24 protein-coding genes and 1 pseudogene are annotated in these 26,705 nt (G+C 62.7%); 15 read left to right on the top strand and 10 right to left on the bottom strand.

All coding sequences use genetic code 11. The annotated features are described in order from the left end of the window. Nucleotides 1–28: 28 nt before the first annotated feature. The 3 genes from JYG36_RS23300 (at nucleotide 29) to JYG36_RS23290 (ending at nucleotide 5,281) form a co-directional block, all read left to right on the top strand. The gene (locus JYG36_RS23300) at nucleotides 29–2,749 is read left to right on the top strand and encodes a winged helix-turn-helix domain-containing protein (protein WP_213602428.1); all 2,721 of its coding nucleotides are present in this window, start codon (nucleotides 29–31) and stop codon (nucleotides 2,747–2,749) included. A 235-nt stretch (nucleotides 2,750–2,984) separates the two neighbouring features. Further along, on the top strand, nucleotides 2,985–4,592 hold the full coding sequence (locus JYG36_RS23295; RefSeq protein WP_093387961.1) for a tetratricopeptide repeat-containing response regulator: 1,608 nt from the start codon (nucleotides 2,985–2,987) through the stop codon (nucleotides 4,590–4,592). Further along, the gene (locus tag JYG36_RS23290; protein WP_045196047.1) at nucleotides 4,589–5,281 is read left to right on the top strand and encodes a sensor histidine kinase; all 693 of its coding nucleotides are present in this window, start codon (nucleotides 4,589–4,591) and stop codon (nucleotides 5,279–5,281) included. Before JYG36_RS23295 ends, JYG36_RS23290 begins: the two co-directional genes overlap by 4 nt. A 68-nt stretch (nucleotides 5,282–5,349) precedes the next feature. Here JYG36_RS23290 and dctM read toward each other — a convergent pair whose 3' ends face one another. The 3 genes from dctM to dctP all read right to left on the bottom strand — a co-directional run bounded on the left by dctM (nucleotide 5,350) and on the right by dctP (nucleotide 8,317). Next, a complete protein-coding gene (gene dctM, locus JYG36_RS23285) occupies nucleotides 5,350–6,630 on the bottom strand; it encodes a C4-dicarboxylate TRAP transporter large permease protein DctM (protein WP_093387964.1) in 1,281 nt (426 codons plus the stop codon). Continuing rightward, entirely contained in the window at nucleotides 6,627–7,259 is a 633-nt protein-coding gene (locus JYG36_RS23280; RefSeq protein WP_093387966.1) for a TRAP transporter small permease, read from the bottom strand. Before JYG36_RS23280 ends, dctM begins: the two co-directional genes overlap by 4 nt. A 62-nt stretch (nucleotides 7,260–7,321) precedes the next feature. Then, the gene (gene dctP, locus JYG36_RS23275; RefSeq protein WP_213602426.1) at nucleotides 7,322–8,317 is read right to left on the bottom strand and encodes a C4-dicarboxylate TRAP substrate-binding protein DctP; all 996 of its coding nucleotides are present in this window, start codon (nucleotides 8,315–8,317) and stop codon (nucleotides 7,322–7,324) included. Nucleotides 8,318–8,550: 233 nt separating this feature from the next. Between dctP and JYG36_RS23270 the strand changes: the two genes are divergently transcribed. Both JYG36_RS23270 and JYG36_RS23265 read left to right on the top strand, forming a co-directional pair. Further along, on the top strand, nucleotides 8,551–9,195 hold the full coding sequence (locus JYG36_RS23270; RefSeq protein WP_093387972.1) for an MBL fold metallo-hydrolase: 645 nt from the start codon (nucleotides 8,551–8,553) through the stop codon (nucleotides 9,193–9,195). 95 nt (nucleotides 9,196–9,290) lie between these two features. Further along, on the top strand, nucleotides 9,291–9,986 hold the full coding sequence (locus tag JYG36_RS23265; RefSeq protein WP_045196051.1) for a YiaD family glycine zipper/OmpA-like lipoprotein: 696 nt from the start codon (nucleotides 9,291–9,293) through the stop codon (nucleotides 9,984–9,986). 56 nt (nucleotides 9,987–10,042) lie between these two features. Here the strand turns inward: JYG36_RS23265 and JYG36_RS23260 are convergent, their stop codons facing one another. The 4 genes from JYG36_RS23260 to JYG36_RS23245 all read right to left on the bottom strand — a co-directional run bounded on the left by JYG36_RS23260 (nucleotide 10,043) and on the right by JYG36_RS23245 (nucleotide 14,067). Beyond that, on the bottom strand, nucleotides 10,043–10,627 hold the full coding sequence (locus tag JYG36_RS23260; protein ID WP_213602424.1) for a hypothetical protein: 585 nt from the start codon (nucleotides 10,625–10,627) through the stop codon (nucleotides 10,043–10,045). A gap of 68 nt (nucleotides 10,628–10,695) precedes the next feature. Then, on the bottom strand, nucleotides 10,696–11,598 hold the full coding sequence (gene yihG / locus JYG36_RS23255) for a 1-acylglycerol-3-phosphate O-acyltransferase, YihG family (RefSeq protein WP_045196055.1): 903 nt from the start codon (nucleotides 11,596–11,598) through the stop codon (nucleotides 10,696–10,698). Between the two features lie 2 nt (nucleotides 11,599–11,600). After that, nucleotides 11,601–13,697, bottom strand: coding sequence for a phosphate acetyltransferase (gene pta, locus JYG36_RS23250; protein WP_045196057.1), 2,097 nt, complete (start codon nucleotides 13,695–13,697; stop codon nucleotides 11,601–11,603). A 31-nt stretch (nucleotides 13,698–13,728) separates the two neighbouring features. Then, nucleotides 13,729–14,067 carry a DUF3565 domain-containing protein gene (locus JYG36_RS23245; protein WP_082075423.1) on the bottom strand — a complete coding sequence of 113 codons (339 nt, stop codon included), beginning with the start codon at nucleotides 14,065–14,067 and terminating at the stop codon, nucleotides 13,729–13,731. Here JYG36_RS23245 and JYG36_RS23240 point away from each other — a divergent pair. The 3 genes from JYG36_RS23240 (at nucleotide 14,036) to JYG36_RS23230 (ending at nucleotide 16,380) form a co-directional block, all read left to right on the top strand. Beyond that, entirely contained in the window at nucleotides 14,036–14,521 is a 486-nt protein-coding gene (locus tag JYG36_RS23240) for an FKBP-type peptidyl-prolyl cis-trans isomerase (RefSeq protein ID WP_213602422.1), read from the top strand. The genes JYG36_RS23245 and JYG36_RS23240 overlap by 32 nt on opposite strands. Nucleotides 14,522–14,676: 155 nt before the next feature. Further along, a complete protein-coding gene (locus JYG36_RS23235; RefSeq protein WP_213602420.1) occupies nucleotides 14,677–15,159 on the top strand; it encodes a glutathione peroxidase in 483 nt (160 codons plus the stop codon). A gap of 117 nt (nucleotides 15,160–15,276) precedes the next feature. Continuing rightward, complete coding sequence (locus tag JYG36_RS23230) at nucleotides 15,277–16,380, top strand: NADH:flavin oxidoreductase (protein WP_213602418.1); 1,104 nt, start codon at nucleotides 15,277–15,279, stop codon at nucleotides 16,378–16,380. On the opposite strand, the gene JYG36_RS23225 is transcribed toward JYG36_RS23230, so the two are convergent. Beyond that, nucleotides 16,349–17,566 (bottom strand): glycosyltransferase family 4 protein, encoded by a 1,218-nt coding sequence (locus JYG36_RS23225; protein WP_213602416.1) that lies wholly within the window; start codon nucleotides 17,564–17,566, stop codon nucleotides 16,349–16,351. The two genes, JYG36_RS23230 and JYG36_RS23225, sit on opposite strands and share 32 nt — an antisense overlap. 177 nt (nucleotides 17,567–17,743) lie before the next feature. Between JYG36_RS23225 and JYG36_RS26890 the strand changes: the two are divergent. Next, nucleotides 17,744–18,469, top strand: a pseudogene (locus JYG36_RS26890) (PAS domain-containing protein); the annotation flags it as partial. Between the two features lie 159 nt (nucleotides 18,470–18,628). Next, a complete protein-coding gene (locus JYG36_RS26885; protein ID WP_401289976.1) occupies nucleotides 18,629–19,060 on the top strand; it encodes a methyl-accepting chemotaxis protein in 432 nt (143 codons plus the stop codon). A 39-nt stretch (nucleotides 19,061–19,099) separates the two neighbouring features. On the opposite strand, the gene cysZ is transcribed toward JYG36_RS26885, so the two are convergent. After that, on the bottom strand, nucleotides 19,100–19,828 hold the full coding sequence (gene cysZ, locus JYG36_RS23215; RefSeq protein WP_045196071.1) for a sulfate transporter CysZ: 729 nt from the start codon (nucleotides 19,826–19,828) through the stop codon (nucleotides 19,100–19,102). Nucleotides 19,829–20,099: 271 nt separating this feature from the next. Between cysZ and JYG36_RS23210 the strand changes: the two genes are divergently transcribed. Further along, the gene (locus JYG36_RS23210; RefSeq protein ID WP_038993853.1) at nucleotides 20,100–20,699 is read left to right on the top strand and encodes a peroxiredoxin; all 600 of its coding nucleotides are present in this window, start codon (nucleotides 20,100–20,102) and stop codon (nucleotides 20,697–20,699) included. A 135-nt stretch (nucleotides 20,700–20,834) separates the two neighbouring features. Continuing rightward, nucleotides 20,835–21,797 carry a thioredoxin-disulfide reductase gene (gene trxB / locus JYG36_RS23205; RefSeq protein WP_045196073.1) on the top strand — a complete coding sequence of 321 codons (963 nt, stop codon included), beginning with the start codon at nucleotides 20,835–20,837 and terminating at the stop codon, nucleotides 21,795–21,797. A 63-nt stretch (nucleotides 21,798–21,860) separates the two neighbouring features. Here the strand turns inward: trxB and nadC are convergent, their stop codons facing one another. Further along, on the bottom strand, nucleotides 21,861–22,709 hold the full coding sequence (nadC, locus tag JYG36_RS23200; RefSeq protein ID WP_045196075.1) for a carboxylating nicotinate-nucleotide diphosphorylase: 849 nt from the start codon (nucleotides 22,707–22,709) through the stop codon (nucleotides 21,861–21,863). Nucleotides 22,710–22,962: 253 nt separating this feature from the next. Between nadC and JYG36_RS23195 the strand changes: the two genes are divergently transcribed. The 3 genes from JYG36_RS23195 to ampE all read left to right on the top strand — a co-directional run bounded on the left by JYG36_RS23195 (nucleotide 22,963) and on the right by ampE (nucleotide 26,637). Beyond that, nucleotides 22,963–25,161, top strand: a complete 2,199-nt coding sequence (locus JYG36_RS23195) for a DUF1631 domain-containing protein (protein ID WP_213602414.1) — start codon at nucleotides 22,963–22,965, stop codon at nucleotides 25,159–25,161. Between the two features lie 79 nt (nucleotides 25,162–25,240). Continuing rightward, nucleotides 25,241–25,807: a 1,6-anhydro-N-acetylmuramyl-L-alanine amidase AmpD gene (ampD, locus tag JYG36_RS23190; protein WP_093387983.1), complete on the top strand. Its 567-nt coding sequence runs from the start codon at nucleotides 25,241–25,243 to the stop codon at nucleotides 25,805–25,807. Then, on the top strand, nucleotides 25,804–26,637 hold the full coding sequence (gene ampE, locus JYG36_RS23185; protein ID WP_045196081.1) for a regulatory signaling modulator protein AmpE: 834 nt from the start codon (nucleotides 25,804–25,806) through the stop codon (nucleotides 26,635–26,637). The genes ampD and ampE overlap by 4 nt, the downstream gene beginning before the upstream one ends. The last annotated feature ends 68 nt before the right edge of the window (nucleotides 26,638–26,705 follow it).

Genomic DNA, 26,705 nt, shown 5'->3' with positions numbered 1-26,705 from the left:
CGATTCCCTAACTAAAAACGAGCCGGCCATGACTGATCTGTCCCGTACGCAAGGGTTCGCCAGCCAGGCCATGAGCGTCCTGGAGGGCCGTTTCTTTCGCCCGCCGCTGCCCGAAGGCCATGTGCCGCGGGCGCGCTTGTGTCAGCGTTTGCAGGCGGGGCTCGGCGGGCGCTTGCTGCTGGTCAATGCACCGGCGGGTTTCGGTAAAAGTTCGTTGGCGGTGGAGTTCTGCCAGGGCCTGCCCAACCACTGGAGCAGCCTCTGGCTGGGTTTGAGCCGGCGCGACAACGACCCCGGGCGCTTCCTCGAGCGCCTGCTCGAAGGCTTGCAGCAATACTGCCCGGCCCTCGGCGGCCAGGCCCTGGGCCTGCTGAAGATGCGCCAGCGGCACCAGCCGTTTGCCTTCGAAGAATGGCTCGACGGCCTGCTCGATGAACTGGCCCGTCACCTGCAGCCACACAACCCCTTGCTACTGGTGCTGGACGACTACCACCTGGCCCAGGGGCCGGTGCTTGACCGCTGCCTGCAGTTTTTCCTCAATCACCTTCCGCCCGGCCTGGTGTTGCTGGTCACCAGCCGCCAGCGGCCGGACTGGCACCTGGCGCGCCTGCGTCTGTCGCGCCAGTTGCTTGAGCTCAACGAGCAGGACCTGCGCCTGACCACCGATGAGTCCCTCGCCGTGCTGGGCCAGCAACCGACGGTGTTGCGCGGCCAGGCGCTGGACAACCTGATCCAGCGCAGCGATGGCTGGGTCGCCGGCTTGCGTTTCTGGCTGCTGGCGGCCAACGAGGCCGGTGCCGACAGCGCCTTGCCCCAGGCCCTGCACGGTGGCGAGGGGCTGATTCGCGACTACCTGCTCGAAGAAGTCATCGAGATGCTGCCCGCCGAAGTGCAAGGCTTTCTCTACGACACCGCCTGCCAGGAGCGCTTTTGCGCCGAGCTTTGCGATGCCCTGCGCGAAAGCCATGACAGCGCCGAGATTCTCCGTTACCTGCAGGCTCACCAGGTGTTCCTGGTGCCGCTGGACGAACATGGGCGGTGGTTTCGCTATCACCATTTGTTCTCCGACCTGCTGCGCACCCGCCAGGCCAGCCTGCCGCTGTCGAGCCTGCATTTGCGCGCCTGTCGCTGGTTCCATGGCCAGGGCCTGCTCGATGAAGCCGTTGAGCAGGCCTTGCGCGCCGGCCACCTGGACGTGGCCGCCAACCTGGTGCAGAACCTCTCCGAAGAGCAACTGCTGGCCGAGCAGAACGTCGGCATGCTGCTGCGCTGGAAGATGGACCTGCCCGACAGCCTGCTGATCAGCACACCGCGGCTGATCGTGCTGTACAGCTGGGCCCTGGGCCTGGCCGGGCAGCTGGATGCCGCCGAAGAACTGGCCAGCCACCTGAGCCGCTTCTTGCCGGCGCCTTCGGCCACCGCACAGAAATCCATGCTCGCTCAGTGGCTGGCGCTCAGCGGGGTGATCGCCCGTGGTCGCGGCGACCGCCAGCGTACCCTCGAATATTGCTCCGAAGCGCTGCACAGCTTGCCGTTCAAGCGTTACGGGCAGCGCCTGGTGTGCCTCTCGACGTTGTCCAACCTGGCCATCGCCGATGCCGATTTCTGGCGTGCCCGTGGCTGGAATCGCGAAGCACTGGAGCTGGCCCAGCGGGTCGGCAACCCGTTGTTCGAAGCCCTGGCCCATTACGACCGGGCACGGGTGCTGCACGCCCGTGGCGAGGTGTTGCGCGCCCTCGATGAAGTGCGCCAGGGCCTGCAGCGCCTGCAGGGTTTGTCGGCGCAACGGTTGTACGCGGCGCGGGCACGCCTGACCCTGTACGAAGGCTACCTGCTGGCGGCCCGGCTGCAACCGGAGGCCGGCCGCAGTCGCCTGCGGGCCGGGTTGATCGAGGCGCGCGCCTGTCGCGATATCAGCGTACTGATCGGCCACTGCGTGATCGCTTCGCTCGATGGCCGTGAAGGGCGCTTTGCCGAAGCCTTTGCCGAGCTCGCCGAAGCCGAACGGCTGATGCACATCTGGGACGTGCCGCCGATTTTCTATCTGGCGATGATCACCCTGGTCAAATGCGAGCTGTGGCTGGCCCAGGGGCGCACCGACCTGGCCGAGTCCTGGCTGCTGCGCCTGGGCCAGACCTACGGGGGCGAGCAGGCGGCGGCCGCCCCGGAGTTCCACCCGTTGCTGCCGCTGCATATCGAATTGCAGCAGGCCTTGCTCGAACGCACCCAGGGCCGCCTGGAACAGGCCGCAAGGCGCTTGCAGGCACTGGTGGAGCGCGGCCAGGCCAGTGGCGGGCAGATGCTTTGCGTTACTGCGCTGTGCCAGTGGACGTTGCTGCTGCTGGCCAACAACAACGAAGCCCAGGCGCGCGGCCTGCTGGCGCTGGCGCTCGATTCCGCGCGCGGCGGCGTCCTGCAGCCGTTCCAGCGGCTGTTGCAGGATCACCCGCAATGGCTGCGCGAGCAGTTGCTGCTGCAACCCCAGGGGCCTGCGCAAAGCAGCTTGCTGGCGCTGTTGCCCGCGCTTGAATCGACTGAAGCGGGCGGTAGCGGCGAGGCCTTGAGCGCCCGGGAAATGGCTGTGCTCGAACTGATCGCCCAGGGCTGCTCGAACCAGGAAATCAGCGAGCGCCTGTTCATCTCCCTGCACACGGTGAAAACCCACGCCAGCCATATCAACAGCAAGCTCGGCGTCGAGCGACGCACCCAGGCGGTGGCCCGGGCCAAGGCATTAGGCATGCTGCACTAGTTTTGACTCGGCGGTGAACATCCTCGATGATGGCGCAATGCCATTATTTGTTCCGTTGCTGGTACTTGCGTCCAGCAAATATGCGCTCTGTACGCCTCAAGCTATCGCCCTGTGTGGCCGATACTCTGCGAGTGCGGCCCGATTAAGCGCCGCAGCGAATCTACCCGCGAAGCCGAGCCTGTCCGTGAAGGTGTCTCTGCGTCTATTTTTTTATTTGCCATGACAGGTTTCGTGGATGCAGGTCTACAGCCAAAAAAGCTTTCTGATCGTCGATGATTTCTCCGATTTTCGCAGTTCGGCCCGCTCGATGCTGCGCGAGCTTGGCGTGCGTGATGTCGATACCGCCGACAGCGGCGAACAGGCGCTGCGCATGTGTGCGCAAAAACGCTATGACTTCATTCTTCAGGATTTCCACCTGGGTGATGGCAAGAAGAATGGCCAGCAGGTGCTCGAAGACCTGATCCTCGACAAGCTGATCAGCCATGAGTGCGTGTTCCTCATGGTCACCGCCGAAAGCAGCCAGGCGATTGTCCTCAGTGCCCTGGAGCATGAGCCCGACGCTTACCTGACCAAGCCGTTCAACCGCATCGGCCTGGCCCAGCGCCTGGAAAAACTGGTGCAGCGCAAGACCCTGCTCAAGCCGATCCTCCAGGCCCTGGACCGCGGCCGCCCGGCCGAGGTGCTGGCGGCCTGCGCCGAGCTGTGCAAGAAGGACCCGCGCTTCGCCCCGCTGTGCCTGCGCTACCGCGCCGATGCTCTGCGCGACCTGAACCGCTTCGATGAGCTGGAAAAATTCCTCACCACCATCATCGCCAGCCGGGCCACGCCCTGGGCCTATGCCGCCCTTGGCGGCCTGCTGTACAAGCGCAACCAGCTGGCCCAGGCCCAGGGTGTGTACGAGCAGGCGCTCAAGGCCTTCCCGATGATGCCCGGCCTGTACGACGGCCTGGCCGAAGTGCTGGTGGCCCAGGGCGAAAGCAAGCGTGCCCAGGGTGTGCTGGAAGAGGCCGTGCGCCTCTCGCCCCTGGCCGTGCGCCGGCAGATGATGCTGGGCAAGCTGGCCCTGAGCAACGATGACTACGACACTTCGTCCAAGGCCTATCGGCATGCGGTCAACCAGGGCCAGAGCTCGCGCTACAAAGACCCGGAAAGCAACCTCGGGCTGGTCCAGGCATTGATGAACAAGAACGCCGGCAACGGCCTGGATGCGCGCACCCGGGTCGAGATCAACACGGTGCTCAGCGAAGTGGCCAAGGAGAACGTCGAAGACCAGGGCCTGCAGGTGCGTGCGCGGCTGATGAAAGCCGCCAGCCTGCAGCAGGCCGGCGACGCCGAAACGGCTGCCAAGCTGACCGAGCAGGCCATGGCCCGGCTGGAGAAGATGGATCAGTTTTTCTCGGTCGAGGCGGCGCTGGTGGTGGCTACGCAATTGCAGAAACTCGGCCAGGAATCTGCCGGTACCGCGATTCTCAAGGGCTGCGTGGAAACCTACGGTGACGACCCTAAAGTCATGCAGAGCGTGGCGCAACTGACCGATGACCCGAGCGTGCTCGGCGCGGTGACCGAAGCGGTCGACCTCAACCGCCAGGGCGTGCGCAGCTACCAGGCCGGCCAGCTCAGCGAAGCCCTGGCGCAGTTCCGCCGGGCACTGACGCTGCAGCCTAAGAACATCAGTATCGCCCTCAACACCGCCCAGGCGCTGTTGCGCATCGGTGGCGAGACACCGCCACCGGCGATCATGGACGAATGCCGCGCGTGCCTGGGCAGCGTCACCGGCATCCCGAAAAGCGATAACCGTTATGATCGCTACCGCAAACTGCACATCCGGGCTTTCGGCGCATGAACCAGGACAATCAGGGGCTGGATTTCTCGACGGTGATCGCCTCCACCGTGCACGACATGAAAAACTCCCTCGCCGCCTTGACCCAGGCCCACAGCCAGTGGCTGGCGCGCCTGCCCGAGGCCCTGCGCAGCGGCAGCGAGCAGGGGGTGATGGAGCACGAGTTCAGCCACCTCAACGGCATGCTGGTGCAGTTGCTGGGGCTGTACAAACTGGGCGTCAACCAATTGCCCATGTGCCCCGACTACCACGAGCTCGACGACTTCATCGAAGCCCAGCTGGCGGCCCAGCAGAACCTGCTGCAGCATCGCGACATCCTCGCCAGCTGGCGCATCGAAACCGCCAGCCCGCTGGGCTTTTTCGACCGTGAACTGGTCGGCTCGGTGGTCGCCAACATCCTCAACAACGCCATTCGCTACGCTGGCCATACCTTGCTGATCAGCGTCAATGACGAGGGCGAGCAACTGGTACTGAGCATCAACGATGACGGCCCGGGCTTCCCGGCGCGCATGCTCGAGCGCCAGCAGGAATATGTGCAGGGTATCGATGGCCAGAGCGGCAGTACCGGCCTGGGTTTGTACTTTGCCGCACGGATTGCCGGCCTGCATGAGCGCAACGGGGTCAAAGGGCGGATCGAGATTGCCAACGGCGGGGTCCTGGGCGGCGGACTGTTCAGGCTTTACCTGCCTTGATCAACAGTGCCTGGGCAAACCTGAGGCAATGAGCTGCGACCGCCATTTGGCGGTCACAGCCCTGATGCTCACATACCAAGCAGATCAGGAAGCACCAGCGAGATCCAGGGCACATAGGTGACCAGAATCAGGAAGCCGACCAATAACGTCAGCCAAGGCATTGCCGCGCGCACGGTTGCCGTCAGCGGCATTCCGGTTACCGCCGAGGTGACGAACAGGTTCAGGCCGACCGGCGGGGTGATCAAGCCGATCTCCAGATTGACCACCATGATGATGCCCAGGTGAATCGGGTCGATGCCCAGTTTCATAGCGATCGGGAACAGGATCGGGGCCAGGATCAGGATGATCGCCGATGGCTCCATGAAGGCACCGGCCACCAGCAGCACGATGTTCACCACCAGCAAGAACGTCACCGGCGTCAGCCCGGCTTCGATTACCCAGGTGGTGATTTGTTGCGGTAGCTGTTCGGTGGTCAGGACGTGGGCGAAGAGCATCGCGTTGGCAATGATGAACATCAGCATGATGCTCAGTTTTGCCGACTCCAGCAGCACCTTGGGCGCTTCCTTGAACGACATGTCACGGTACACGAACAAGGCGATGAAGGCCGAGTACACCGCAGCGACCGCCGCCGCCTCAGTCGGGGTGAACATACCGCTGTAGATGCCGCCGAGGATGATCACCATCAGCAACAGACCCCAGACGGCCTTGCGGGCGGCACTGAGCCATTCCCTGAAAGTGGCACGGGGCAGGGCTGGCAGGTTCTTTTTCACCGCCACGATGTAGATGGCGATCATCAGGATCAAGCCCAGCATCAAGCCTGGTACTACGCCGGCCATGAACAGTTTGCCTACCGAGGTTTCGGTGGCGGCGGCATACACCACCATCACGATCGACGGTGGGATGAGGATACCCAGGGTGCCGGCGTTGCAGATGATGCCGGCGCCGAAGGCTTGTGGATAACCGGACCGAACCATCCCGGCAATCGCAATCGAGCCGACTGCAGCCACGGTTGCCGGGCTAGAACCTGACAGTGCGGCGAACAGTACGCAGGCCAATACGGCGGCAATCGCCAGACCTCCGCGAATGTGTCCGACACAGGTATTGGCAAAGTCAATCAGGCGCCGAGCCACGCCACCGGTGGTCATGAACGCCCCGGCCAGGAGAAAGAACGGAATTGCCAGCAAGGTGTAGTGTTCCGAGGTCTCGAACAACTTGATCGCCAGCGAGCGAACCGAGTCCTGGCTGAACAGCATGATAGTCAGCGAGCCGGAGAGCCCCAGGGAAATGGCAATGGGGACGCCGATGAACATCAGGGCGAAGAGGGTGACGAAGAGAAAGAGGATGGTCATCGCTTGTCGTCCTCATGCTCGGCCAGTTTCAGCGCATCCGCCGCTTCGTCGGCCAACCCCAAACCGGTCTGGCGGTGCTGGAGTATTCGTACCAGGATTTCGGTGAAACGGATGAACACCAGGGCAAAGCCCACCGGTACGATCAGGCCAACTTGCCACTGCATGATGCCGAAGTGACCCAGGTCCTCGGCGCCAATACCGGCATTGAACAGGGTTTGAATCCACTCGAAACTGGCGATGCTCAGCAAGCCGGCATAACCGAGGCAGCACAGACAGGCAAGCATGCCGAGTAGCCGTTGAACCGGCTTGCTGGCCAGTTTTACCAAGGCGTCGACACCAATGTGCCCGGCCACGCGAACGCCATAGGACAGGCCGAAAAAAATCAGCCAGCCGAACAGCGCCTTGGTCAGGGCATTGCTCCAGGTCATCGACTGGGCGGCGTCCATCACATGGTCGCCTATGCCGTTGAACAGGTCGGCCGCACCGGGCCAGCGCTCGGCAAGGCTGTAGAACAGGGTGTAGAGGTTGTTGAGGATGACGTAGACGAAGGTCACCAAGGTCATGGCGGCCAGGAGGAAGACGATAAAGCCCTCCTCGAAATGCTCCCAGATACGCCGTAAGGCATTCATGCGTATTCTCCGATGTGTAGCGGACACAGCTGCCGCCGTGGCGGCGGCAACTGTCTGCGGGCTTACTGCGCCTGGTTGGCCGCCTCGGCTGCCTGGATCAGCTCGGCACCGATTTCACCTTCGAATTTTTTCCACACCGGCTTCATCGCCGTTCGCCATTGCTCGCGTTGCTCAGGCGTGAGCGTAATGATCTCGGTGGTCTTGGCCGCAATGATGCGTTCCTTGTCGCCCTGGTTGAGCGCCTCGGCTTCTTTGTTCACGTGCTGGGTGACTTCGCTGATGATTTTCTCAAGCTCTGGCTTCACATCGGCTGGCAGGCCGTTCCAGAACTTGGTGTTGGTGATCAGCATGTAGTCGAGCACGCCATGATTGGACTCGGTGATGTACTTTTGCACTTCGTGCATTTTCTGGCTGTAGATGTTCGAGTAGGGGTTTTCCGCACCATTGACCACACCGGTCTGCAAGCCCTGGTAGACCTCGGCAAAACTCATTTTGCGCGGGTTGGCACGCACCGCCTTGAACTGTTCTTCCAGCACTGCCGAAGCCTGCACGCGGAATTTCAGACCGCGGGCATCTGCGGGAACGTGCAAGGCCTTGTTGGCCGACAATTGCTTCATACCGTTGTGCCAATAAGCCAGGCCGGTGATGTTCTTGTCCTCCATGGACTTGAGCAGGCCCTGGCCGGCGGGGCTCATCTGAAAGCGGTCCACGGCGTGGATGTCGTTGAACAGGAAGGGCAGGTCAAACAGTTGAACCTTCTTGGTGTACTGCTCGAATTTGGCCAGCGACGGCGCAATGATCTGTACATCGCCCAGCAGCAGTGCCTCCATTTCCTTGCCATCACCGAACAGCGACGAGTTGGGGTAGACATCGACCTTGACCTTGCCTGGCAGGCGCTCTTCCACCAGCTTCTTGAACATGATTGCGCCCTGGCCCTTGGGCGTTGAGTCGGCAACAACATGGGAAAACTTGATGGTAATCGGGTCAGCGGCCTGGGCCCAGCCAGCGGCCGAAAGGGTCAGCGCACAAACCAGTACCTTGAGTGAGGGAGTGAACATCCTGATTCTTCCTTTTTTTGTTGTAATGCTGCACTTTGCGCTGACGCGCGCAGGCAGGTTGACCCCGGCAAGTCTAGGTGGCTATTCAGAGATTGCTTTGTGCAAGATCAATGTCTGGTGAACTGCAAGGCACCTGTGCGTCTGCCAGGTCGATGGCCGGGGCTGGCCAACAGGCAGAAATGAGGTTAAGAAGTGGCATCGCTTCAGTGCCCCCACTATTTTCCGGTAACCCCATGCACGTTGCTCAACCCCAGCTAATCCGCGAAACCTTCCCCGTCGGCCCGCTGCAGTGCAATTGCACGATCATCGGCGACCCGATCAGCAAAAAGGCCATCGTCGTCGACCCGGGCGGCAACCCTGAGCAGATCCTCGCCCGCCTTGATGCCCATGGCCTCAAGGTGGTGAGCATCATCCATACCCACGCGCACCTGGATCACTTCCTCGCCTCCGGGCAGTTGAAGGAGATGACCGGCGCCACCTTGCACCTGCACAAGGACGACCAGTTCCTCTGGGACAACCTGGAAATGCAGTGCCAGATGTTCGGCGTGCCCTACACCCCGGTTCCGCCGCCGGACCGCTGGCTGGCCGACGACGAAGAGCTGGCCTGCGGCTGTGGCGTGGCCTTGCACACGCCGGGGCACACACCGGGCTCGATGAGCTTCTGGTTCGCCGAGGCCAAGCTGTTGATTGCAGGCGATACGCTTTTTCGTCGTGGGATTGGTCGCACCGATTTGTGGGGTGGCGATCAGGCGACTATCGTTCGTTCCATCAAGCAGCGCCTGTACAGCCTGGATGAAGAGGCTACGGTGGTCACCGGCCATGGCCCGGACACCCGCCTGGGGGATGAGATGCGCCAGAACCCGTTTGTGCGCGCCTGAGATTCCAGGGAATTTTTCTGCTTTGCTGCAATCCAAGGCTGGCATAGATCCGAATCAGATCCGCTGCACTTTCGAATTACAGTAGGAGCTTGTCCATGTTCACCATGCGTCGTTTGATTATCGTCGCTACCGCTGCCGCGTTGATGTCCGGGTGCGCCAGCCCCAACCCGTATGACAGCCAGGGTCAGGCGCAGCAGGGTTCCACAGGGATGAGCAAAACCGCCAAGTATGGCGGCCTGGGTGCGCTGGCCGGTGCCATCGCGGGCGCCGCCATCGACCATAACAACCGCGGCAAGGGTGCGCTGATCGGCGCTGCCGCCGTCGGTGCTGCCGCAGCAGGTTATGGCTACTACGCCGACAAACAGGAAGCCGAATTGCGTGCAAGCATGGCCAACACCGGTGTCGAGGTGCAGCGCCAGGGCGACCAGATCAAACTGATCATGCCGGGTAACATCACCTTTGCCACCGACTCGGCCAACATCGCGCCGAGCTTCTACTCGCCGCTGAACAACCTGGCAAACTCCTTCAAGCAGTTCAACCAGAACACCATTGAAGTGGTCGGCTACACCGACAGCACCGGCAGCCGCCAGCACAACATGGACCTGTCCCAGCGTCGTGCACAATCGGTGGTTACCTACCTGACTTCCCAGGGCGTCGATGGCAGCCGCGTCAGCGCCCGCGGCCTGGGCCCGGACCAGCCGATCGCCAGCAACGCCGACGCCAACGGCCGCGCGCAGAACCGTCGGGTAGAGGTCAACCTCAAGCCGATTCCCGGGCAGCAGTACCAGTAAGTCGCAAGATGTGAAGAAGGGGAGCCTGGCTCCCCTTTTTTGTGCCTGCGAATTTCTCAGCTTGGGCTTTTGGTGGTGACTTTCAGCACATCGGTAAACACGATGACCACAGACTGGCCGACCTCGAGATTCTTCATGCGCTCCTGAAGTTCAGGGTCTTCGACTTTCACGACCCTTTGCGGGCCTTCAGGCGGCATCAGCGTGACTTCGTGGGTTTTCAGGTCGATCTTGGTGATCTTCGAGGTGACCTTGATCTGCCGGAATGCCTCACCACCCGGGTTGGGGTTGTCCTTGGTGGCACGGATGACGCCAGCGTCCTTGCTGATGCCCGGGGCCTTGCTAAGGTCGGTTTCCAGCACGGTAGCAACCGAGCGGTTGACGGTGATGTTGACCAGGTCGCCGACCTTGAGGTTATGCAGGTCCTTGGCCTGTTCGCTCAGCTGGATCGGCACCTCGGAGTTCTTAGGGCCAGCCACTGTAACGATGCGCTTGGTCTGGTCGATGGCAAGGACTTTGGTATCCACCATATCTTGTGTAGCGACAGCGTCGATCAGGATGTCTTCTGCCTGCACCGTGAAACTGGCTGCAGACAGAAGCGAAACGACAGCAACAGCATGGGCGAAGCGGCGCAGCGGTTTCATAGGCTTACGTTCCTTGTGATTGCTAGTGAAATCATCGTAGGAAGTGAGCATAGATGCTGTCTGGCAAATTACCCGTCGGCGTTTTGTCGCAGCCGTTCCAGCAAGGCGTCCTTGTCGCTCCACAGCTGGTTGATCCATTGCTGGAAAGCCAGGCGGTAGGTTTCATCCTGGTCGTAGTTCCTGCCCAGGAACTCGGCCGGAATCGCCAGCTCCTCGAAGTGCACGACAATGTGCCTGACCCGCCCGCACAACAAGTCCCAGAACCCTGGCGCACCGTTCGGATAATGAATGGTGACATTGACGATCGACTGCAATTGCTCGCCCATGGCATCAAGCACAAAGGCAATGCCGCCGGCCTTGGGCTTGAGCAGGTGCTTGAACGGTGACTGCTGCTGGCGATGCTTGGCTGCGGTGAAGCGCGTGCCTTCGGCGAAGTTGAAGATCGCCGTCGGCTTGCCGCGGAATTTGGCGCAGGTGCGGCGAGTGGTTTCCAGGTCCTTGCCGGCCTTTTCCGGGTGCTTGGCCAGGTACGCCTTGGAATAGCGCTTCATGAACGGGAAGCCCAGCGCCCACCAGGCCAGGCCAATCACCGGTACCCAGATCAGCACCTGCTTGAGGAAGAACTTCAGCGGGCGGATACGCCGATTGAGCACGTATTGCAGCACCAGGATATCGACCCAGCTCTGGTGGTTACTGGTGACCAGGTAGCTGTGCTGGTAGTCCAGCCCGGCCAGGCCCTCGACCTGCCAGCGGGCCTTGCCCAGCAGGTTGATCCAGGCATTGTTGTTGCTGATCCAGGCCTCGTGAATGTGGCGCATCAGTTCATCGGTGAGGCGCTGCGCCGCGGCGAACGGCAGCAACAGCTTGAACAGGCTGACGATGAACAGCGGGGTGCAGCAGACGATGGTGTTGAGCCCCAGCAGCAGCGAGGCGATAACCCCGCGCAGTGGCGCGGGTAGCAATCCGAGCATGTTCAACTATCCAGTGAGCGGTTGGCCTGAATGGCGGTCAGGGCGATGGTGTAGACGATGTCGTCGACCTGGGCGCCGCGCGGCAGGTCGTTGACCGGCTTGCGCAGGCCTTGCAGCATCGGCCCCAGGCTGACGCAATCGGCACTGCGCTGGACGGCCTTGTGGGTGGTGTTGCCGGTGTTCAGGTCGGGGAACACGAATACCGTGGCGCGGCCAGCCACCTGGCTGTTGGGCGCCAGTTGCCGGGCGATCTCCAGGTTGGCGGCGGCATCGTATTGCAACGGGCCGTCGATCAGCAGGCCGCGCTGGGTTTCCTGGGCCAGCAGGGTGGCTTCGCGGACCTTCTCGACCTCTTCGCCAGTGGCCGAATCACCGCTGGAGTAGCTGATCATCGCCACCCGCGGGGCAATGCCGAAGGCTGCGGCGGAATCGGCGCTCTGCAGGGCGATTTCCGCCAGTTCATTGGCCGTCGGGTGCGGGTTCATCACGCAGTCGCCGTACACCAGCACCTGCTCGGGAAAAAGCATGAAGAACACCGATGACACCAGGCTGCAGCCGGGGGCGGTCTTGATCAGTTGCAGGGCCGGGCGGATGGTGTTGGCGGTGGAGTGCACCAGGCCCGAGACCAGGCCGTCGACCTCGTCCAGGGCGAGCATCATGGTGCCGATCACCACCGGGTCTTCCAGTTGTTGCTCGGCCATCGGTGCATTGAGGCTTTTGCTCTTGCGCAGGCTGACCATTGGCTCGACGTAGCGCTCGCGGATCAGGTCCGGGTCAAGAATCTCCAGGCCCTCGGGCAAGGTGATGCCCTGGGCGCGGGCCACGGCCTGGACGTCGTCGGGCTTGGCCAGTAACACGCAGCGGGCGATGCCGCGAGCCTGGCAGATGGCGGCGGCCTGCACGGTCATCGGTTCTGCGCCTTCGGGCAGGACGATGCGTTTGTTGGCCTGCTGGGCGCGCTGGATCAACTGGTAGCGAAACACCGCTGGTGACAGGCGCAGTTCGCGCGGGGTGCCGCAGCGCTGGTGCAGCCAGTCGGCGTCCAGGTAGCTGGCGACGAAATCGGTGATCAGCTCGGCGCGCTCACGGTCATCCACCGGGATTTCCTTGTTCAGGCCATTGAGCTGGTTGGCGGTGTCGTAGGAGCCGGTGCTCACCGAAAGGATCGGCAAGCCGGCCAGCAGCGCGCCCTGGCACAGTTCGAGGATGCGCGGGTCGGGCTTGCTGTCGCTGGTCAGCAGCAGGCCGGCCAGCGGTACGCCGTTGATCGCCGCCAGGCTCACGGCGAGGATGATGTCGTCGCGATCACCCGGGGTCACCACCAGGGTGCCGGGCTTGAGCAGCGGCACGGTGTTGGCCACGGTCCGGGCACAGATGATGATCTTGTTCATGCGCCGGGTTTCGTAGTCACCGGCGTTGAGCACCTGGGCACCGAGCAGCTCGGCGACGTCGCGGGTGCGCGGGTCGTTGAGGCCGGCCTGGAACGGGATGCAGCCGAGCAGGCGGAAGTCGCCGCCACGCAGCAGCGGCGAATGCTCGGTCAGGCGCGCGGCGAAGGCGTTCATGTCTTCGTCGGTGCGCACCTTGTTGAGGATCACCCCAAGCACTTTCGGGTCGCGCGGGCCGCCGAACAACTGGGCCTGCAGCTCGACGCGCCCGGACAGCTCGGTGAGCACTTCGTTTTCCGGCGCCGAGACCAGGATCACCTCGGCATCCAGGCTCTTGGCCAGGTGCAGGTTGACCCGCGCGGCGTAGCTGGCGTGGCGGGTCGGGACCATGCCTTCGACCACTACCACGTCCTTGCCGACGCAGGCCTGCTGGTACAGGGTGATGATCTCCTCGAGCAGTTCATCCAGCTGGCCATCGCCGAGCATGCGCTCGACATGGGCCAGGCTCAGCGGCTGGGGCGGCTTCAGGCCATGGGTGCGGGCAACCAGTTCGGTGGAGCGTTCCGGGCCGGTATCGCCCGGGTGCGGCTGGGCGATCGGCTTGAAGAAGCCGACCTTGAGGCCGGCGCGCTCCAGGGTGCGCACCAGGCCCAGGCTGATCGAAGTCAGGCCGACCCCAAAGTCGGTCGGCGCGATAAAAAATGTCTGCATGCGAGCTTCTCGAAATGAGCTGTGCAAAGAATCAATTGCCAAGGGTAGCGCTATCGGCCCCCTGAGCGCACCAGCCACAGGCAAATGCCTGGCCGATGCGTTGCTGGCGTTGCTCGGGGTCGAGCACCCAGCTGCGTGATTGCCAGGGCGGTTGATGGCGCAGGTGCTGGGTGTGTCCGCACGACAGCTCGACCACCCAGTGGCCGTCCTCGTCCTGATGGAAACCCAGCACCTGGCTGAAGTATCCGGCAACCCGTTTGTCCGGGTTGCGTTCGCTTTCAGGCGATGCCTTGGTTACACTTGTTCGTTCTACATTCTTATGCAAAAGGTCTCGCCCCATGCTGATCGCCGCCAACAAGGCTGTCTCCATCGACTATACCCTCACCAACGACGCTGGTGAGGTCATCGACAGCTCCGCCGGCGGCGCTCCGCTGGTCTACCTGCATGGCGCAGGCAACATCATCCCGGGCCTGGAAAAAGCCCTGGAAGGCAAAACCACCGGTGACGAGCTGGACGTTGCCGTCGAGCCGGAAGACGCCTACGGCGAATACCTGGCCGAGCTGGTCAGCACCCTGAACCGCAGCATGTTCGAAGGTGTCGACGAGCTGGAAGTGGGCATGCAGTTCCACGCTTCGGCGCCGGATGGCCAGATGCAGATCGTCACCATTCGCGACCTGGACGGCGAGGACGTCACCGTTGATGGCAACCACCCACTGGCTGGCCAGCGCCTGAACTTCAAGGTCAAGGTCGTCGATGTTCGTGATGCCAGCGAAGAAGAAATCGCTCATCGCCACATCCATGGCGAAGGTGGCCATCACCACTGATTTTCTGCGCTAAGCTCAGAGAGTCGCGAAGGCGCCCGGGCAAGTCCGTCGCACTCCAGCAGGGGAAGACGGCTTGGCAGGGCGCCTTTTTAATGGGCTGGTTTTATTGATTGCAGCCCGCAGCGACAACCGGGATCTGGAAAGGGGAGTACGTCATGAGTGCATTTCACGACCTGAAGTTGCAGGCACTGGATGGCCAGGAGTTGCCTCTGGCGCCGTTCAAGGGCCAGGTGGTGCTGGTGGTCAATGTCGCCTCCAAGTGTGGCCTGACCCCGCAGTACGCGGCACTGGAAAACCTCTATCAGCAGTACAAGGGCAAAGGCTTCAGCGTACTGGGCCTGCCGTGCAACCAGTTTGCCGGGCAGGAGCCGGGCACTGAAGAAGAAATCCAGAAGTTCTGCAGCCTGAATTACGGCGTGACCTTTCCGTTGGGCAGCAAGCTGGAGGTCAATGGTCATGACCGCCATCAGTTGTACCGTTTGCTGGCCGGTGAAGGTGCCGAGTTCCCTGGCGATATCACCTGGAATTTCGAGAAGTTTCTGGTTGGCAAGGACGGCCGGGTATTGGCGCGCTTCTCGCCGCGTACCGCGCCGGATGATCCGGTGGTGGTGCAGGCGATCGAGAAGGCCTTGGCCTGATCGGTTGATCGCGGGGCTAGCCCCGCGATGCTGTTTAATCACCCAGATCAATAGTACTGGGCCACCCGAACGGCTCACCCTATCCTCAGGCGCATTCCCTCTTCCCAGGAGCGCCGCATGTCCGCCACCGCACTGTTCAAACCCTTCCAATTGGGCGCCCTCGAGCTGCCAAGCCGCGTGGTCATGGCACCGATGACCCGCACCTTCTGCCCCGGCGGCGTGCCCCACGCACAAGTGGTCGAGTACTACCGCCGCCGCTCCGCTGCCGGCGTTGGGCTGATCATCACCGAAGGCACCACCGTCGGTCACCAGGCTGCCAACGGCTACCCGAATGTGCCGCGTTTTTACGGCGACGACGCCCTGGCTGGCTGGAAGAATGTCGTCGATGCCGTGCACGCCGAAGGCGGGCGCATCGTGCCGCAGCTCTGGCACGTGGGCAGCGTGCGCCGCCTGGGCACCGAGCCGGACGCCAGCGTGCCGGGTTATGGCCCGAGCGAGAAGCTCAAGGATGGCCAGGTTGTGGTGCACGGCATGAGCAAGGCCGATATCCGCGAAGTGATCGAGGCGTTTGCCCAGGCCGCTCGCGATGCCCAGGCCATCGGCATGGATGGCGTCGAGATCCACGGTGCCCACGGCTACCTGATCGACCAGTTCTTCTGGGAGGCCAGCAACCAGCGCACGGATGAGTACGGCGGCGACCTGGCTGGCCGTTCGCGTTTTGCCATCGAACTGATCCAGGCGGTGCGTGCGGCGGTGGGCCCGGAATTCCCGATCATTTTCCGCTTTTCGCAGTGGAAGCAGCAGGACTACAGCGCCCGCCTGGTACAGAGCGCCGAGGCCCTCGGCGCCTTCCTGCAGCCATTGGTAGACGCCGGTGTGGATATCTTCCACTGCTCGACCCGGCGCTTCTGGGAGCCGGAGTTCGAAGGTTCGGACCTCAACCTGGCCGGCTGGACCCGCCAGCTCACCGGCAAGCCGACCATCACCGTCGGCAGCGTTGGCCTGGATGGCGAGTTCCTGCAGTTCATGGTGGCGACCGACAAGGTGGCGCAACCGGCCAGCCTTGAGAACCTGCTCAAGCGCCTGAACAACGATGAGTTCGACCTGGTGGCGGTGGGCCGGGCGCTGCTGGTCGACCCGGAGTGGGCCGCCAAGGTGCGCGATGGCCGCGAGCAAGACATCCTGCCGTTCAGCCGTGAGGCGTTGACGACCCTGGTTTGATCGCAAGCGTCGCCGGGCCTGGGCGCGCAATGCTGCCCTGGTCCTGGCGACAGGCTGCCTGCAGGTGCGCTTCGAACTGTTCGACAATCGCCGGCCAGCCTTGGCGGCTGGCGTGCTGGCGGGCATTGAGGCGCACCCGGCGCAGAGTTTCCGGCTCTTCCAGCAACCAGCAGGCGGCATCGATAAAGGCTGCTGCATCCCCCGGCATGGCCAGCGCACCGCTATGCCCGTGGCGAATGTGCTGGGCTGCCGCGGCTTGATCGTAGGCAACCACACCCAGGCCTGAGGCCAAGGCTTCTAGCACGACGTTGCCGAAGGTTTCGGTCAGGCTGGGAAACACAAAAATATCCCCTGATGCATAGTGTTCAGCCAGGCTTTCGCCGCGCTGGGCGCCGCAGAATATTGCGCCCGGCAGGCGTTGTTCGAGCACGCTGCGTTGCGGCCCGTCACCGACCACGATCAATTTGATGCGCCGTTGCGGATACTGCTGTTGCAGGGCGTCCAGGCAAGGTTGCAGCAAACCTAGGTTCTTCTCGGCGGCCAGGCGTCCGACATGCAACAGGGCAATATCATCGGCGCCCACCCCCCATTGCTCACGCAGCGCCTGGCTGCGCCGCGCCGGGTTGAACAACTGGCTATCGACTCCCCGGGCCATCAGGCTGAGGTTGTCGAAGCCTCGCCGTTCCAGCTCCAGGCGCTGGCTTGGGCTGGGCACCAGGGTGCTGTGGGTGTGTCGATGGAACCAGCGCAAGTAGTGGGTCAGCAGGCGCGCCAGCAGGCCCAGGCCGTATTCGCTGGAGTACTGCTGGAAATTGGTGTGAAAACCGCTGACCACGGCGATCCCCAGGCGCCGCGCCGCGCGCAGGGCGCTCAGGCCCAGCGGGCCTTCGGTGGCAATGTACAGTACGTCCGGGCGCTGCCGGCGCCAGCGGCGCAGCAGCTTGTGCATCGACACCTGGCCCCATTGCAAACCCGGGTACCCCGGCAACGGCCAGCCGCGGCACAGCAGCAGGTTGTCGTCGCTGGCCGAGGGCAGTTCGGCCGCTTGCCGCGGGCGCACCAACTCGACCCGATGGCCGCGCGATCGCAAGCCATCGCTGAGGCGGCCAAGGGTGTTGGCCACGCCGTTGATCTCGGGTGGGAAGGTTTCGCTGATCAGGGTGACATGCAGGGGCGGTGTGCTCATGAAGCCAGTTTCGACCGTGCCGATTGCCGCTCTATGACCGCAAAATGACAGATCGATGACGCCTGATTACTGGCGATTACAGGTGCGCAAATATTTCCCAGCAAGTGACTCAAGATTGCAGGTCCGCCAGCCGATGCAGAAGCATTCGAATGACTGATTTCGCTCCGGGAGAGCGTCATGTTCAACAGCAAACTCAAGCAAGAAATCCTCCGGCTGCGCGAAGAACTGCAATCAGTGGAGCAAGTAAAGTGCAGCCTCGACAGTGAGATGCTGGTGCTGCAGCTCGATCCGCAGGGGCGCATCGAATCGGTCAACAGCAATTTCGAAAAAGAGATGCTCTACAGCAGCCATCAACTGATTGGCCGCAACATCGAGGAAATCGTCCCGGCGCACGTCAAGCAACTCGACTTTTACCAGCGCATGAAGCACGCCATTGCCCGTAGCGAGCATCTCAATGGTGCTTTCCGCCTGCTGCGGGGCAATGGCGAAGAGGCCTGGCTGCGCTCGATCCTGCAGCCGGTGAAAAACAGCGAAGGGCGCATCAAGTATTTCACCCTGCACTCCAGCGACCTGACCCGCACCATCGAAACCTCCCGCGAGCACGAGAGCCTGATCAAGGCGCTGATGCGCTCCACGGCGGTGATCGAGTTCAACCTCAACGGTGAGGTGCTGGCCGCCAACGAGCGCTTCCTGCAGACCATGGGCTACAAGCTCGACCAGGTGGTGGGCAAGCATCACCGTCTGTTCTGCGAGCCGGAAGAGTACAACTCGGTGGGCTATCACGCGTTCTGGGACAAGCTGCGCCGTGGTGAATTCGTCGCCGAACGCTTCAAGCGCATTGATGCCCATGGCCGCGTGGTGTGGCTGGAGGCGTCTTACAACCCGATCATCGATGCCCACGACGTGCTCTACAAAGTGGTCAAGTTCGCCACCGTGATCACCGATCAGGTCAACCAGGAAACGGCCGTGGCCCAGGCCGCCGACATTGCCTACACCACCTCGCTGGAAACCGACGCCTGTGCGCGCAAGGCCACCGAAGTGGTGACCCAGACCGTTGACGTCATGCGCGGCCTGGAAACTTACATGCAGGAGGCTGCCGAAGGCATCGAGGCGCTGGACAAGCAGTCGCAGGTGATCGGCTCGATCATCAAGACCATCAGCGACATTGCCGGGCAGACCAACCTGCTGGCCCTCAACGCCGCCATCGAGGCCGCACGTGCCGGTGAGCAGGGCCGCGGCTTTGCCGTGGTCGCCGACGAGGTCCGGCAACTGGCCTCGCGCACCAGCACCGCCACCGAGGAAATCGCCCGGGTGGTGCAGCAGAACGAACAACTGGCCAAGGCGGCGGTGGACATCATCGACAGCAGCAAGCGCCAGGCCGAGCAGGGCCTGTCACTGGCCGGGCAGACCGGCACGGTGATCGTCGAGATTCAGGACGGTGCACAGAAGGTGGTCAACGCGGTAGGGCAGTTTTCCAACCAGCTGTCGAGCTGATGGTAGTGCCGCGTAGCCGGGCGGCTACGCGGCGCTGCTTCAGGTACGCTCGCGGACCCAGAACAGCGTGGCGCCAGCCACTGCTGCCGGCATCATCAGGATGTTGAGAAACGGCACCAGCAGCACCAGGTACACCGAGCCACCAAAACCCAGGCTCTGCCAGCGCTTTTCGCGCAGCCAGGCGAGCATGTCCTGCCAGCTCATCTTGTGGTTGTCGGCCGGGTAGTCGATGTACTGGATGGCCATCATCCAGATCCCGAACAGCAGCCACAGCGGCGCGGCGATGATGTTCACCACCGGGATCAGCGAGAGGATGAACAGACCGATCGCCCGTGGCAGGAAGTAGCCCAGCTTGCGCGCTTCGCGGCCCAGGGTACGGGGCACCATGGCGGTGAGTTCGGCCCAGCTGAAGGCCGGAAAGTCATCGGTACCGCGCACCACCACTTCGACCTTTTCCGCCAGGAAACCATTGAACGGCGCGGCAATGATGTTGGCCAGCATGGTGAAGGTGAAGAACACCATCAGCCCCACCAGCACCACGAACAGCGGCCACAGCACGTAGTTGAGAAAGCTCAGCCAGCTCGGCAGGCTGGGCATCAGCGAGTCGACCCAGAGGCTGAACTGGTGGCCGGCCAGGTAGATCAGGCCAACGAACAGCAGCAGGTTGACTGCCAGCGGCAGCAACACGAACAGGCGCAGGCTCGGGCTCAGGACCAGTTTCAGCCCTTCACGCAGGTACTGTGGGCCAGAGAGGACAGGGGCTTGCATATAAGGGAAGGCTCCGGGTAAAGGCAAACGCGCTGACCTTACCGAGTTTGCGCGACGGGCGAAAGCGCGGCGCAGAGCGAGAAACGGGCTGTAACAAAACCTCGGCAGCATCTTCGGCCAGGGCTCATAGATAAACCGCGCGCGCCTTTGCTGATGAATAGAGCCGGCCTATAAGGTGGATTGTCTAAGGATATTTCCTTAATCTCTGCCACCTCGCTAAAGTGCGCACATCTTTTCAACGCCTTCGAATTCTGACTTTCAAGGAGTTTCCATGAGCATTCTGGTCAACAAGCAAGCCCCTGATTTCGACGCGGCGGCAGTGTTGGGCGACGGTTCGATCGTCGACAGCTTCAAGCTTTCTTCCCTGCGCGGCAAGTACGTCGTGCTGTTCTTCTGGCCGCTGGACTTCACCTTTGTCTGCCCGTCGGAAATCATTGCTCACAACAACCGCATGGACAAGTTCCGCGAGCTGGGTGTGGAAGTGGTCGGTGTTTCCATCGACTCGCAGTTCACCCACCACGCCTGGCGCAGCACGCCGGTGGAGAAGGGCGGTATCGGCGCGGTCGAGTTCACCATGGTCGCCGACGTCAAGCACGAGATCACCCGTGCCTACGGTATCGAGCACGATGACGGCGTGGCCCTGCGTGCCTCGTTCCTGATCGACCAGCAAGGCGTTGTCCAGCACCAGGTGGTCAACAACCTGCCGCTGGGCCGTGAAGTCGACGAGATGATCCGCCTGGTCGAAGCCCTGCAGTTCACCGAACAGCACGGTGAGGTCTGCCCGGCCGGCTGGCGCAAGGGCCAGAAAGGCATGAAGGCCGACGCCAAGGGCGTTGCCGACTACCTGGCCGAAAACGCTGCCAGCCTGTAAGGCTGTGGCTTAACGCTTTTCAGGACCTGCGACCCAAAGCCTTCCCCAAGTGCTTCGCAGGTTCTTTTTTATTCCAGCCGGCGATCCCGGCAAAACGATGCTGGCCAGCAAGTGCCAGCTCGACAGGAGTGTGACATGTCTGAAGTACGCCATTCGCGAGTGATCATCCTCGGTTCCGGCCCTGCCGGTTACAGCGCCGCCGTCTATGCCGCGCGCGCCAACCTCAAGCCGCTGCTGATCACCGGCATGCAGGCCGGCGGCCAGCTGACCACCACCACCGAAGTCGACAACTGGCCGGGCGACGCCCACGGCCTGACCGGCCCGGCGCTGATGCAACGCATGCAGGAACACGCCGAGCGTTTCGAAACCGAAGTGGTGTTCGACCACATCAACGCCGTTGACCTGGCCAGCAAGCCGTACACCCTCAAGGGCGACAGCGCCACCTACACCTGCGACGCACTGATCATCGCCACCGGCGCCAGCGCTCGCTACCTGGGCCTGCCATCGGAAGAAGCGTTCATGGGCAAAGGCGTTTCCGCCTGCGCGACCTGCGACGGTTTCTTCTACCGCAACAAGCCGGTCGCCGTGGTCGGTGGTGGCAACACCGCCGTCGAGGAAGCCCTGTACCTGGCCAACATCGCCAGCAAGGTCACCCTGGTTCACCGCCGCGAGACCTTCCGTGCCGAGAAGATCCTCATCGACAAGCTCAACGCCCGCGTGGCCGAAGGCAAGATCGAGCTGAAACTCAATGCCACCCTGGACGAAGTGCTGGGCGACGACATGGGCGTCACCGGTGCGCGCCTGAAGAACAACGACGGCAGCTTCGACGAAATCAAGGTCGACGGCGTGTTCATCGCCATTGGTCACACCCCGAACACCTCGCTGTTCGAAGGCCAATTGACCTTGAAAGACGGCTACCTGGTAGTCAACGGTGGCCGTGACGGCAACGCCACCGCGACCAACGTTGAAGGTGTGTTCGCTGCCGGTGACGTGGCTGACCACGTGTACCGCCAGGCCATCACCTCGGCCGGTGCCGGCTGCATGGCCGCGCTGGATGTCGAGCGTTACCTGGATGGGCTGCAGAACGCAGCGCTCTGACAGGTTTGATGGTGAACAAAAAAACCGGCCTGATGGCCGGTTTTTTTGTCTCTGCATTCTGCCTCAGAGGCTCAGGCGCATGGACAGGTCCACCGCCTTCACATCCTTGGTCATCGCTCCGATGGAGATGTAGTCGACACCCGTTTCAGCGATCACCCGCAAGGTGCTTTCCGTCACCCCGCCGCTGGCTTCCAGCTTGGCCTTGCCGGCATTCAGGCGCACCGCTTCGCGCATGTCGTCCAGGCTCAGTTCATCGAGCATGATGATGTCGGCGCCCGCTTCCAGCGCTTCTTTGAGCTCATCCAGGCTTTCGACCTCGATTTCTACCGGCTTGCCCGGGGCAATGCGGTGCGCGGCGCTGATCGCCTGGGCGATGCCACCGCTGGCGGCGATGTGGTTTTCCTTGATCAGGAAGGCGTCGTAGAGGCCGATGCGGTGGTTATGGCAGCCGCCGCAGGTGACCGCGTACTTTTGCGCCAGGCGCAGGCCGGGCAGGGTCTTGCGGGTGTCGAGCAGTTTGACCTGGGTGTCGGCGACCTTGTCGGCGAGGAACTGCGCGTGGCTGGCGACGCCTGAGAGCATCTGCAGGAAGTTAAGCGCCGAGCGCTCGCCACTGAGCAAGGATCGGGCCGGGCCTTCGAGGTGGAACAGTACCTGGTTGGCGCTGGCGCGCTCGCCATCAGCGACCTGCCAGTGCACCGCAACCCGTGGGTCGAGTTGGCGGAACACCGCGTCGACCCAGGCCGTGCCGGCAATCACGCAGTCATCGCGGGTAATGATGGTGGCCTTGGCCAGGCGCTCGGCCGGGATCAACTGGGCGGTGATGTCGCCACTGCCGATGTCTTCAAGCAACGCACGGCGCACGTTGGCTTCGATTTCGGCGGTCAGGTCGGCGAGGCGTAAATTCGGCATGGCGGGCTCCACAAGCTAAGTGCTGGCGATTATAGGGCAGGGCAGCCCGCGCTTGCAGCAAACACTGTAGTGGCGGCCAAAGCTTGACCTTTGGTCAGGCCAACTGAGCTTTTTGTCCGGGCACCGGTCTATCAGCAGCGGCATGTGCGCACTGGCGAGCAGGAGGTTTTTACTCGATAATGCGCCTTGTATTTGGCGTCATAGCTTTGACGACCGCTAAAAAGCTCAAAATCGAACCTGCAAGGAGACCAGGATGCACAACGACGGGAAGGTGGTGCCGATCAAGGCCATCACCGATCAGGCGCACACAGCGCCCCTCGCTCGTCTGCCGGTGGTGCTTCTGCAGGTACGTGACAAGGCCGCGCTGCAACTGCGCCAGGGCCTGCAGGCGTTGTTCGACAACGCCGACGACACCCTGTTCGAGATGGCCGACAAGGCCGCGAGCAACGTTGAACAGAACATCCTTTTCGAAGCCATGCGCGACCTGCGCCTCAAGCGCAAGAACATCGAGCGCGGTTACCTCGACCATTTCTATGAAGCGTTCGTGCAGATCGGCCAGCCCGAGGCCCTGCCGGCCCTGCACAGCCATGGCTACGACCGCCTGGCGCTGGTGGCCAATGACGAGCTGGAACGTACCGTGGCCCTGGATGCCATGGTCGCGCGGGTGCTGGCCCGCGACGGTATCGCCCTCAACCAGTTGACCTTGCGCTTCAGCGCCCTGGTCGGCCAGGCCCTGGACGATCCGCGCAACCCGCTGGGCCCGGCGATGCTGTGCGATTATTTTTTGCGCGCCGGGCGCAGCCTGGGCGTGGGCATCAAGGTCAAGCTGATCATCCTCAAATTGTTTGAGCGCTATGTGCTGCACGATGCCGACCAGTTGTACGGCGAGGCCAACCAGTTGCTGATTGCCACCGGCGTGTTGCCCGAACTCAAGGCCGTGCCGCGACGCCGCGCCCAGGACCGCCCGCCGGCTGAGCGCGAGGCTGCGGCCAGCACAACCGACCAGCAATCGCCCAGTGATCCGCTGGATGCCAACGGCCAGGCGGTATTTGCCTCGTTGCAGGCGCTGCTGTCGCCGGTGCGCGGGCGAGTTGCCCCGCGCCTGGAGGCCTGTGAGCAGGTCCAGGCGATCAGCACCCGTGACCTGTTGCGCCTGCTTTCGCACCTGCAGCATTACGTGCCGCCGACAGCGCAGACCGATGACTTCGACCTGCACCAGCAGCTTGAACAGTTGCTGACCCGGGTCAGCGTAAAGAGCGGCACCTACCGCAAGATCGAGGTGGTCGACGAAGATGTCATCAACCTGATCGCCATGCTCTTCGAGTTCATCCTCGCCGATCGCAACCTGCCGCGTTCACTGCGCGCCCTGATCGGCCGCATGCAAATCCCGATGCTCAAGGTCGCGGTCCTCGACAAGAGTTTTTTCAGCCGCAGCAGCCATCCGGCCCGGCGCCTGCTCAACGAAATCGCCACGGCGGCCATGGGCTGGGGCGCCAGCGATGATTGCCAGCGCGACAGCCTGTACCTGCGGGTAGAAAAAATCGTCCAGCGCCTGCTCAGCGACTTTGTCGACGACCCGGCGATATTTTCCGAACTGCTCGCCGAATTTCTCGCCTTCAGCAGTGATGAGCGACGTCGCAATGAGCTGCTCGAACAACGCACCCGCGACGCTGAAGAAGGCCGCGCACGTACCGCCTTGGCCCGTCAGCGGGTGCAGCAGGAGCTCAACCGGCGCCTGCTCGGCCGCTCGCTGCCGCGGGTGGTTGTGCGCTTGCTTGAAGAGGCCTGGAGCCAGGTGCTGTTGCTGGCCTGCCTCAAGCATGGCGACACCTCCAGCCAGTGGCTCGAAGCCCTGGAGACCATGGATGAGCTGATCTGGAGCGTGCAACCGCACACTGAAGACGTAGCGCGCCTGCGCCTGCTGGAGCTGGTGCCGGGCCTGCTCAAGGCCTTGCGCGATGGCCTGGCCAGCGCCGCGTTCGATCCGTTTGCCACCAGCGAATTCTTTGCCCAGCTTGAAATTCTCCATGTGCAAATGTTCGATACGCCGGTGGTCGGTGGGCGGGTGGTGCCCAACGACGTCAGCGAGCGGGTGCTGGTGCTTGATGAAATCGTCCTGCGCGCGCCTGAGGCCGGCGAGCCGCAAGCAGCCCAGGTACGCCTGGCCGATGACGACCCGGCATTGCTGCAGGTCGAGCGCCTGCGCATCGGTGCCTGGGTCGAGCTGCTCGATGAAGACGAGGTGCAGCGCTGCAAGCTGATTGCCCAGATCGACAGCACCGACCGTTTCATCTTCGTCAACCGTACCGGCCTCAAGGTCCGCGAATGGTCGCGCATGGCCCTGGCCGTGGCCTTGCGCCGCGGGCATGTGCGCCAGCTGGACGACACCCTGCTGTTCGACCGGGCCCTGGACTCTGTGCTCAGCCAGTTACGCCAGGCGCAGGCACGCTAGTTTCCTGCGCGTTTTAACGATGCATCCCGCGTCACCACGGGGCATACTGAGCCAGTGCCCCCGTGTCTCAGGATTTTCTATGCAACTGGACCGCGCTACTGGCTGGTTCGCCGGCGTTTGCCACTGTCCCTCGCCCAACTGCAATGCCCGCGCCGAGGGCGAAGTCATCTCCCTGCTGGTTATCCACAACATCAGCCTGCCGCCAGCACAGTTCGGTACCGGCAAGGTCCAGGAATTTTTCCAGAACCGCCTGGATGCCAGCGAACACCCGTATTTCGAAGGTATCCAGCACCTGCGCGTGTCGGCGCACTTTCTCATCGAACGTGACGGCAAGGTCACTCAGTTTGTCTCTTGTCTGGACCGCGCCTGGCATGCCGGAGTGTCCTGTTTCGACGGGCGTGAGGCATGCAACGACTTTTCCATCGGTATCGAGCTTGAAGGCACTGATGAATTGCCTTTCACCGATGCCCAGTATCAGGCGCTACAAACATTGACCCGGCAGATCCAGGCTGCCTGGCCAGCCATTGGCACTGAACGGATTCAGGGCCACAGCGACATTGCCCCGGGACGCAAGACCGACCCTGGTGATGCATTTGACTGGCCGCGCTACCGCGCCGGCCTCAAGGACAAGGAGGAACACCCATGAGTTTTCTGGTGCTGTTGCTGGTGCTGTGGTTCGAGAAGTTCTCGGCCCTGCGCCAGCGCCTGCAACGCGACGGTTTTTTCGTCACCGAGCTTGCGCGCCTGGAGCGTGACGGCAGACGCCACCCCTGGTGGGTGTTGGGCATCCTGGTGTTGCTGCCGGTGGGCCTGCTGGCCTTGCTGCTGCACGTGCTGGAGCCGGTGGCCTACGGTTTGCTGGCCTTGCCGGTGCACTTGCTGGTGCTGATCTACAGCCTCGGTCGTGGCGACATCAAGGCCGCGCAAGGACCGTTTCGCGATGCCTGGCGCCGTGGTGACGAGCAAGCGGCGGTGCATGTCGCCGAGCGCGACCTGGGCCTGACCGCCGACGATGCCCAGGCATTGCTGGAGCGGGTGCAGGGCAACCTGTTGTGGCAGGCCTACCAGAGCTTTTTCGCGGTGATTTTCTGGTACTTCCTGCTCGGCCCGGCGGCTGCCCTGGCCTATCGACTATTGGCGCTGACCGCCGAACATGGGCGCACCCCTGCGTTGCGCGAGCATGCCTTGCAACTGCGCCACGCCTTTGACTGGGCGCCGGTCCGGGTGTTGGGCGTGAGTTTTGCCCTGGTTGGCAACTTCGTCGCGGTCAGCCGGGTGATGCTGCACGAACTGCTCAACTGGCACATCAGTGCCGCCGGCTTGATCAGCACAGTTGGCCGTGTAGCCGGTGATTTGCCGGCCAGCACGTCGGCAGGCCCCGATGGTCTGCTCGGGCTGGATAACCTGTGGGAGTTGCTGCTGCGCTCGGCAGTGCTCTGGTACGCCTGTTTCGCCCTGTGGACCGTGCTTGGCTAAGAGTCGTGACGGAGCGGCCGTTGGTCGCTCCGCAGCCGGTTAACCTTAAGTTACAAACCCCCGATCCG

It is taken from the genome of Pseudomonas sp. SORT22, from assembly GCF_018417635.1.
Classification (GTDB): domain Bacteria; phylum Pseudomonadota; class Gammaproteobacteria; order Pseudomonadales; family Pseudomonadaceae; genus Aquipseudomonas.
This window is presented reverse-complemented; position numbering and strand designations above follow the sequence as displayed.

Excerpts from the sequence above, each read along its gene's own strand:
- JYG36_RS23300 (WP_213602428.1), top strand. The coding sequence starts at position 29 with ATGACTGATCTGTCCCGTACGCAAGGGTTCGCCAGCCAGGCCATGAGC.
- JYG36_RS23295 (WP_093387961.1), top strand. The coding sequence starts at position 2,985 with ATGCAGGTCTACAGCCAAAAAAGCTTTCTGATCGTCGATGATTTCTCC.
- JYG36_RS23290 (WP_045196047.1), top strand. The coding sequence starts at position 4,589 with ATGAACCAGGACAATCAGGGGCTGGATTTCTCGACGGTGATCGCCTCC.
- dctM (WP_093387964.1), bottom strand. The coding sequence starts at position 6,630 with ATGACCATCCTCTTTCTCTTCGTCACCCTCTTCGCCCTGATGTTCATC.
- JYG36_RS23280 (WP_093387966.1), bottom strand. The coding sequence starts at position 7,259 with ATGAATGCCTTACGGCGTATCTGGGAGCATTTCGAGGAGGGCTTTATC.
- dctP (WP_213602426.1), bottom strand. The coding sequence starts at position 8,317 with ATGTTCACTCCCTCACTCAAGGTACTGGTTTGTGCGCTGACCCTTTCG.
- JYG36_RS23270 (WP_093387972.1), top strand. The coding sequence starts at position 8,551 with ATGCACGTTGCTCAACCCCAGCTAATCCGCGAAACCTTCCCCGTCGGC.
- JYG36_RS23265 (WP_045196051.1), top strand. The coding sequence starts at position 9,291 with ATGTTCACCATGCGTCGTTTGATTATCGTCGCTACCGCTGCCGCGTTG.
- JYG36_RS23260 (WP_213602424.1), bottom strand. The coding sequence starts at position 10,627 with ATGAAACCGCTGCGCCGCTTCGCCCATGCTGTTGCTGTCGTTTCGCTT.
- yihG (WP_045196055.1), bottom strand. The coding sequence starts at position 11,598 with ATGCTCGGATTGCTACCCGCGCCACTGCGCGGGGTTATCGCCTCGCTG.
- pta (WP_045196057.1), bottom strand. The coding sequence starts at position 13,697 with ATGCAGACATTTTTTATCGCGCCGACCGACTTTGGGGTCGGCCTGACT.
- JYG36_RS23240 (WP_213602422.1), top strand. The coding sequence starts at position 14,036 with ATGCTGATCGCCGCCAACAAGGCTGTCTCCATCGACTATACCCTCACC.
- JYG36_RS23245 (WP_082075423.1), bottom strand. The coding sequence starts at position 14,067 with ATGGAGACAGCCTTGTTGGCGGCGATCAGCATGGGGCGAGACCTTTTG.
- JYG36_RS23235 (WP_213602420.1), top strand. The coding sequence starts at position 14,677 with ATGAGTGCATTTCACGACCTGAAGTTGCAGGCACTGGATGGCCAGGAG.
- JYG36_RS23230 (WP_213602418.1), top strand. The coding sequence starts at position 15,277 with ATGTCCGCCACCGCACTGTTCAAACCCTTCCAATTGGGCGCCCTCGAG.
- JYG36_RS23225 (WP_213602416.1), bottom strand. The coding sequence starts at position 17,566 with ATGAGCACACCGCCCCTGCATGTCACCCTGATCAGCGAAACCTTCCCA.
- JYG36_RS26885 (WP_401289976.1), top strand. The coding sequence starts at position 18,629 with ATGCGCGGCCTGGAAACTTACATGCAGGAGGCTGCCGAAGGCATCGAG.
- cysZ (WP_045196071.1), bottom strand. The coding sequence starts at position 19,828 with ATGCAAGCCCCTGTCCTCTCTGGCCCACAGTACCTGCGTGAAGGGCTG.
- JYG36_RS23210 (WP_038993853.1), top strand. The coding sequence starts at position 20,100 with ATGAGCATTCTGGTCAACAAGCAAGCCCCTGATTTCGACGCGGCGGCA.
- trxB (WP_045196073.1), top strand. The coding sequence starts at position 20,835 with ATGTCTGAAGTACGCCATTCGCGAGTGATCATCCTCGGTTCCGGCCCT.
- nadC (WP_045196075.1), bottom strand. The coding sequence starts at position 22,709 with ATGCCGAATTTACGCCTCGCCGACCTGACCGCCGAAATCGAAGCCAAC.
- JYG36_RS23195 (WP_213602414.1), top strand. The coding sequence starts at position 22,963 with ATGCACAACGACGGGAAGGTGGTGCCGATCAAGGCCATCACCGATCAG.
- ampD (WP_093387983.1), top strand. The coding sequence starts at position 25,241 with ATGCAACTGGACCGCGCTACTGGCTGGTTCGCCGGCGTTTGCCACTGT.
- ampE (WP_045196081.1), top strand. The coding sequence starts at position 25,804 with ATGAGTTTTCTGGTGCTGTTGCTGGTGCTGTGGTTCGAGAAGTTCTCG.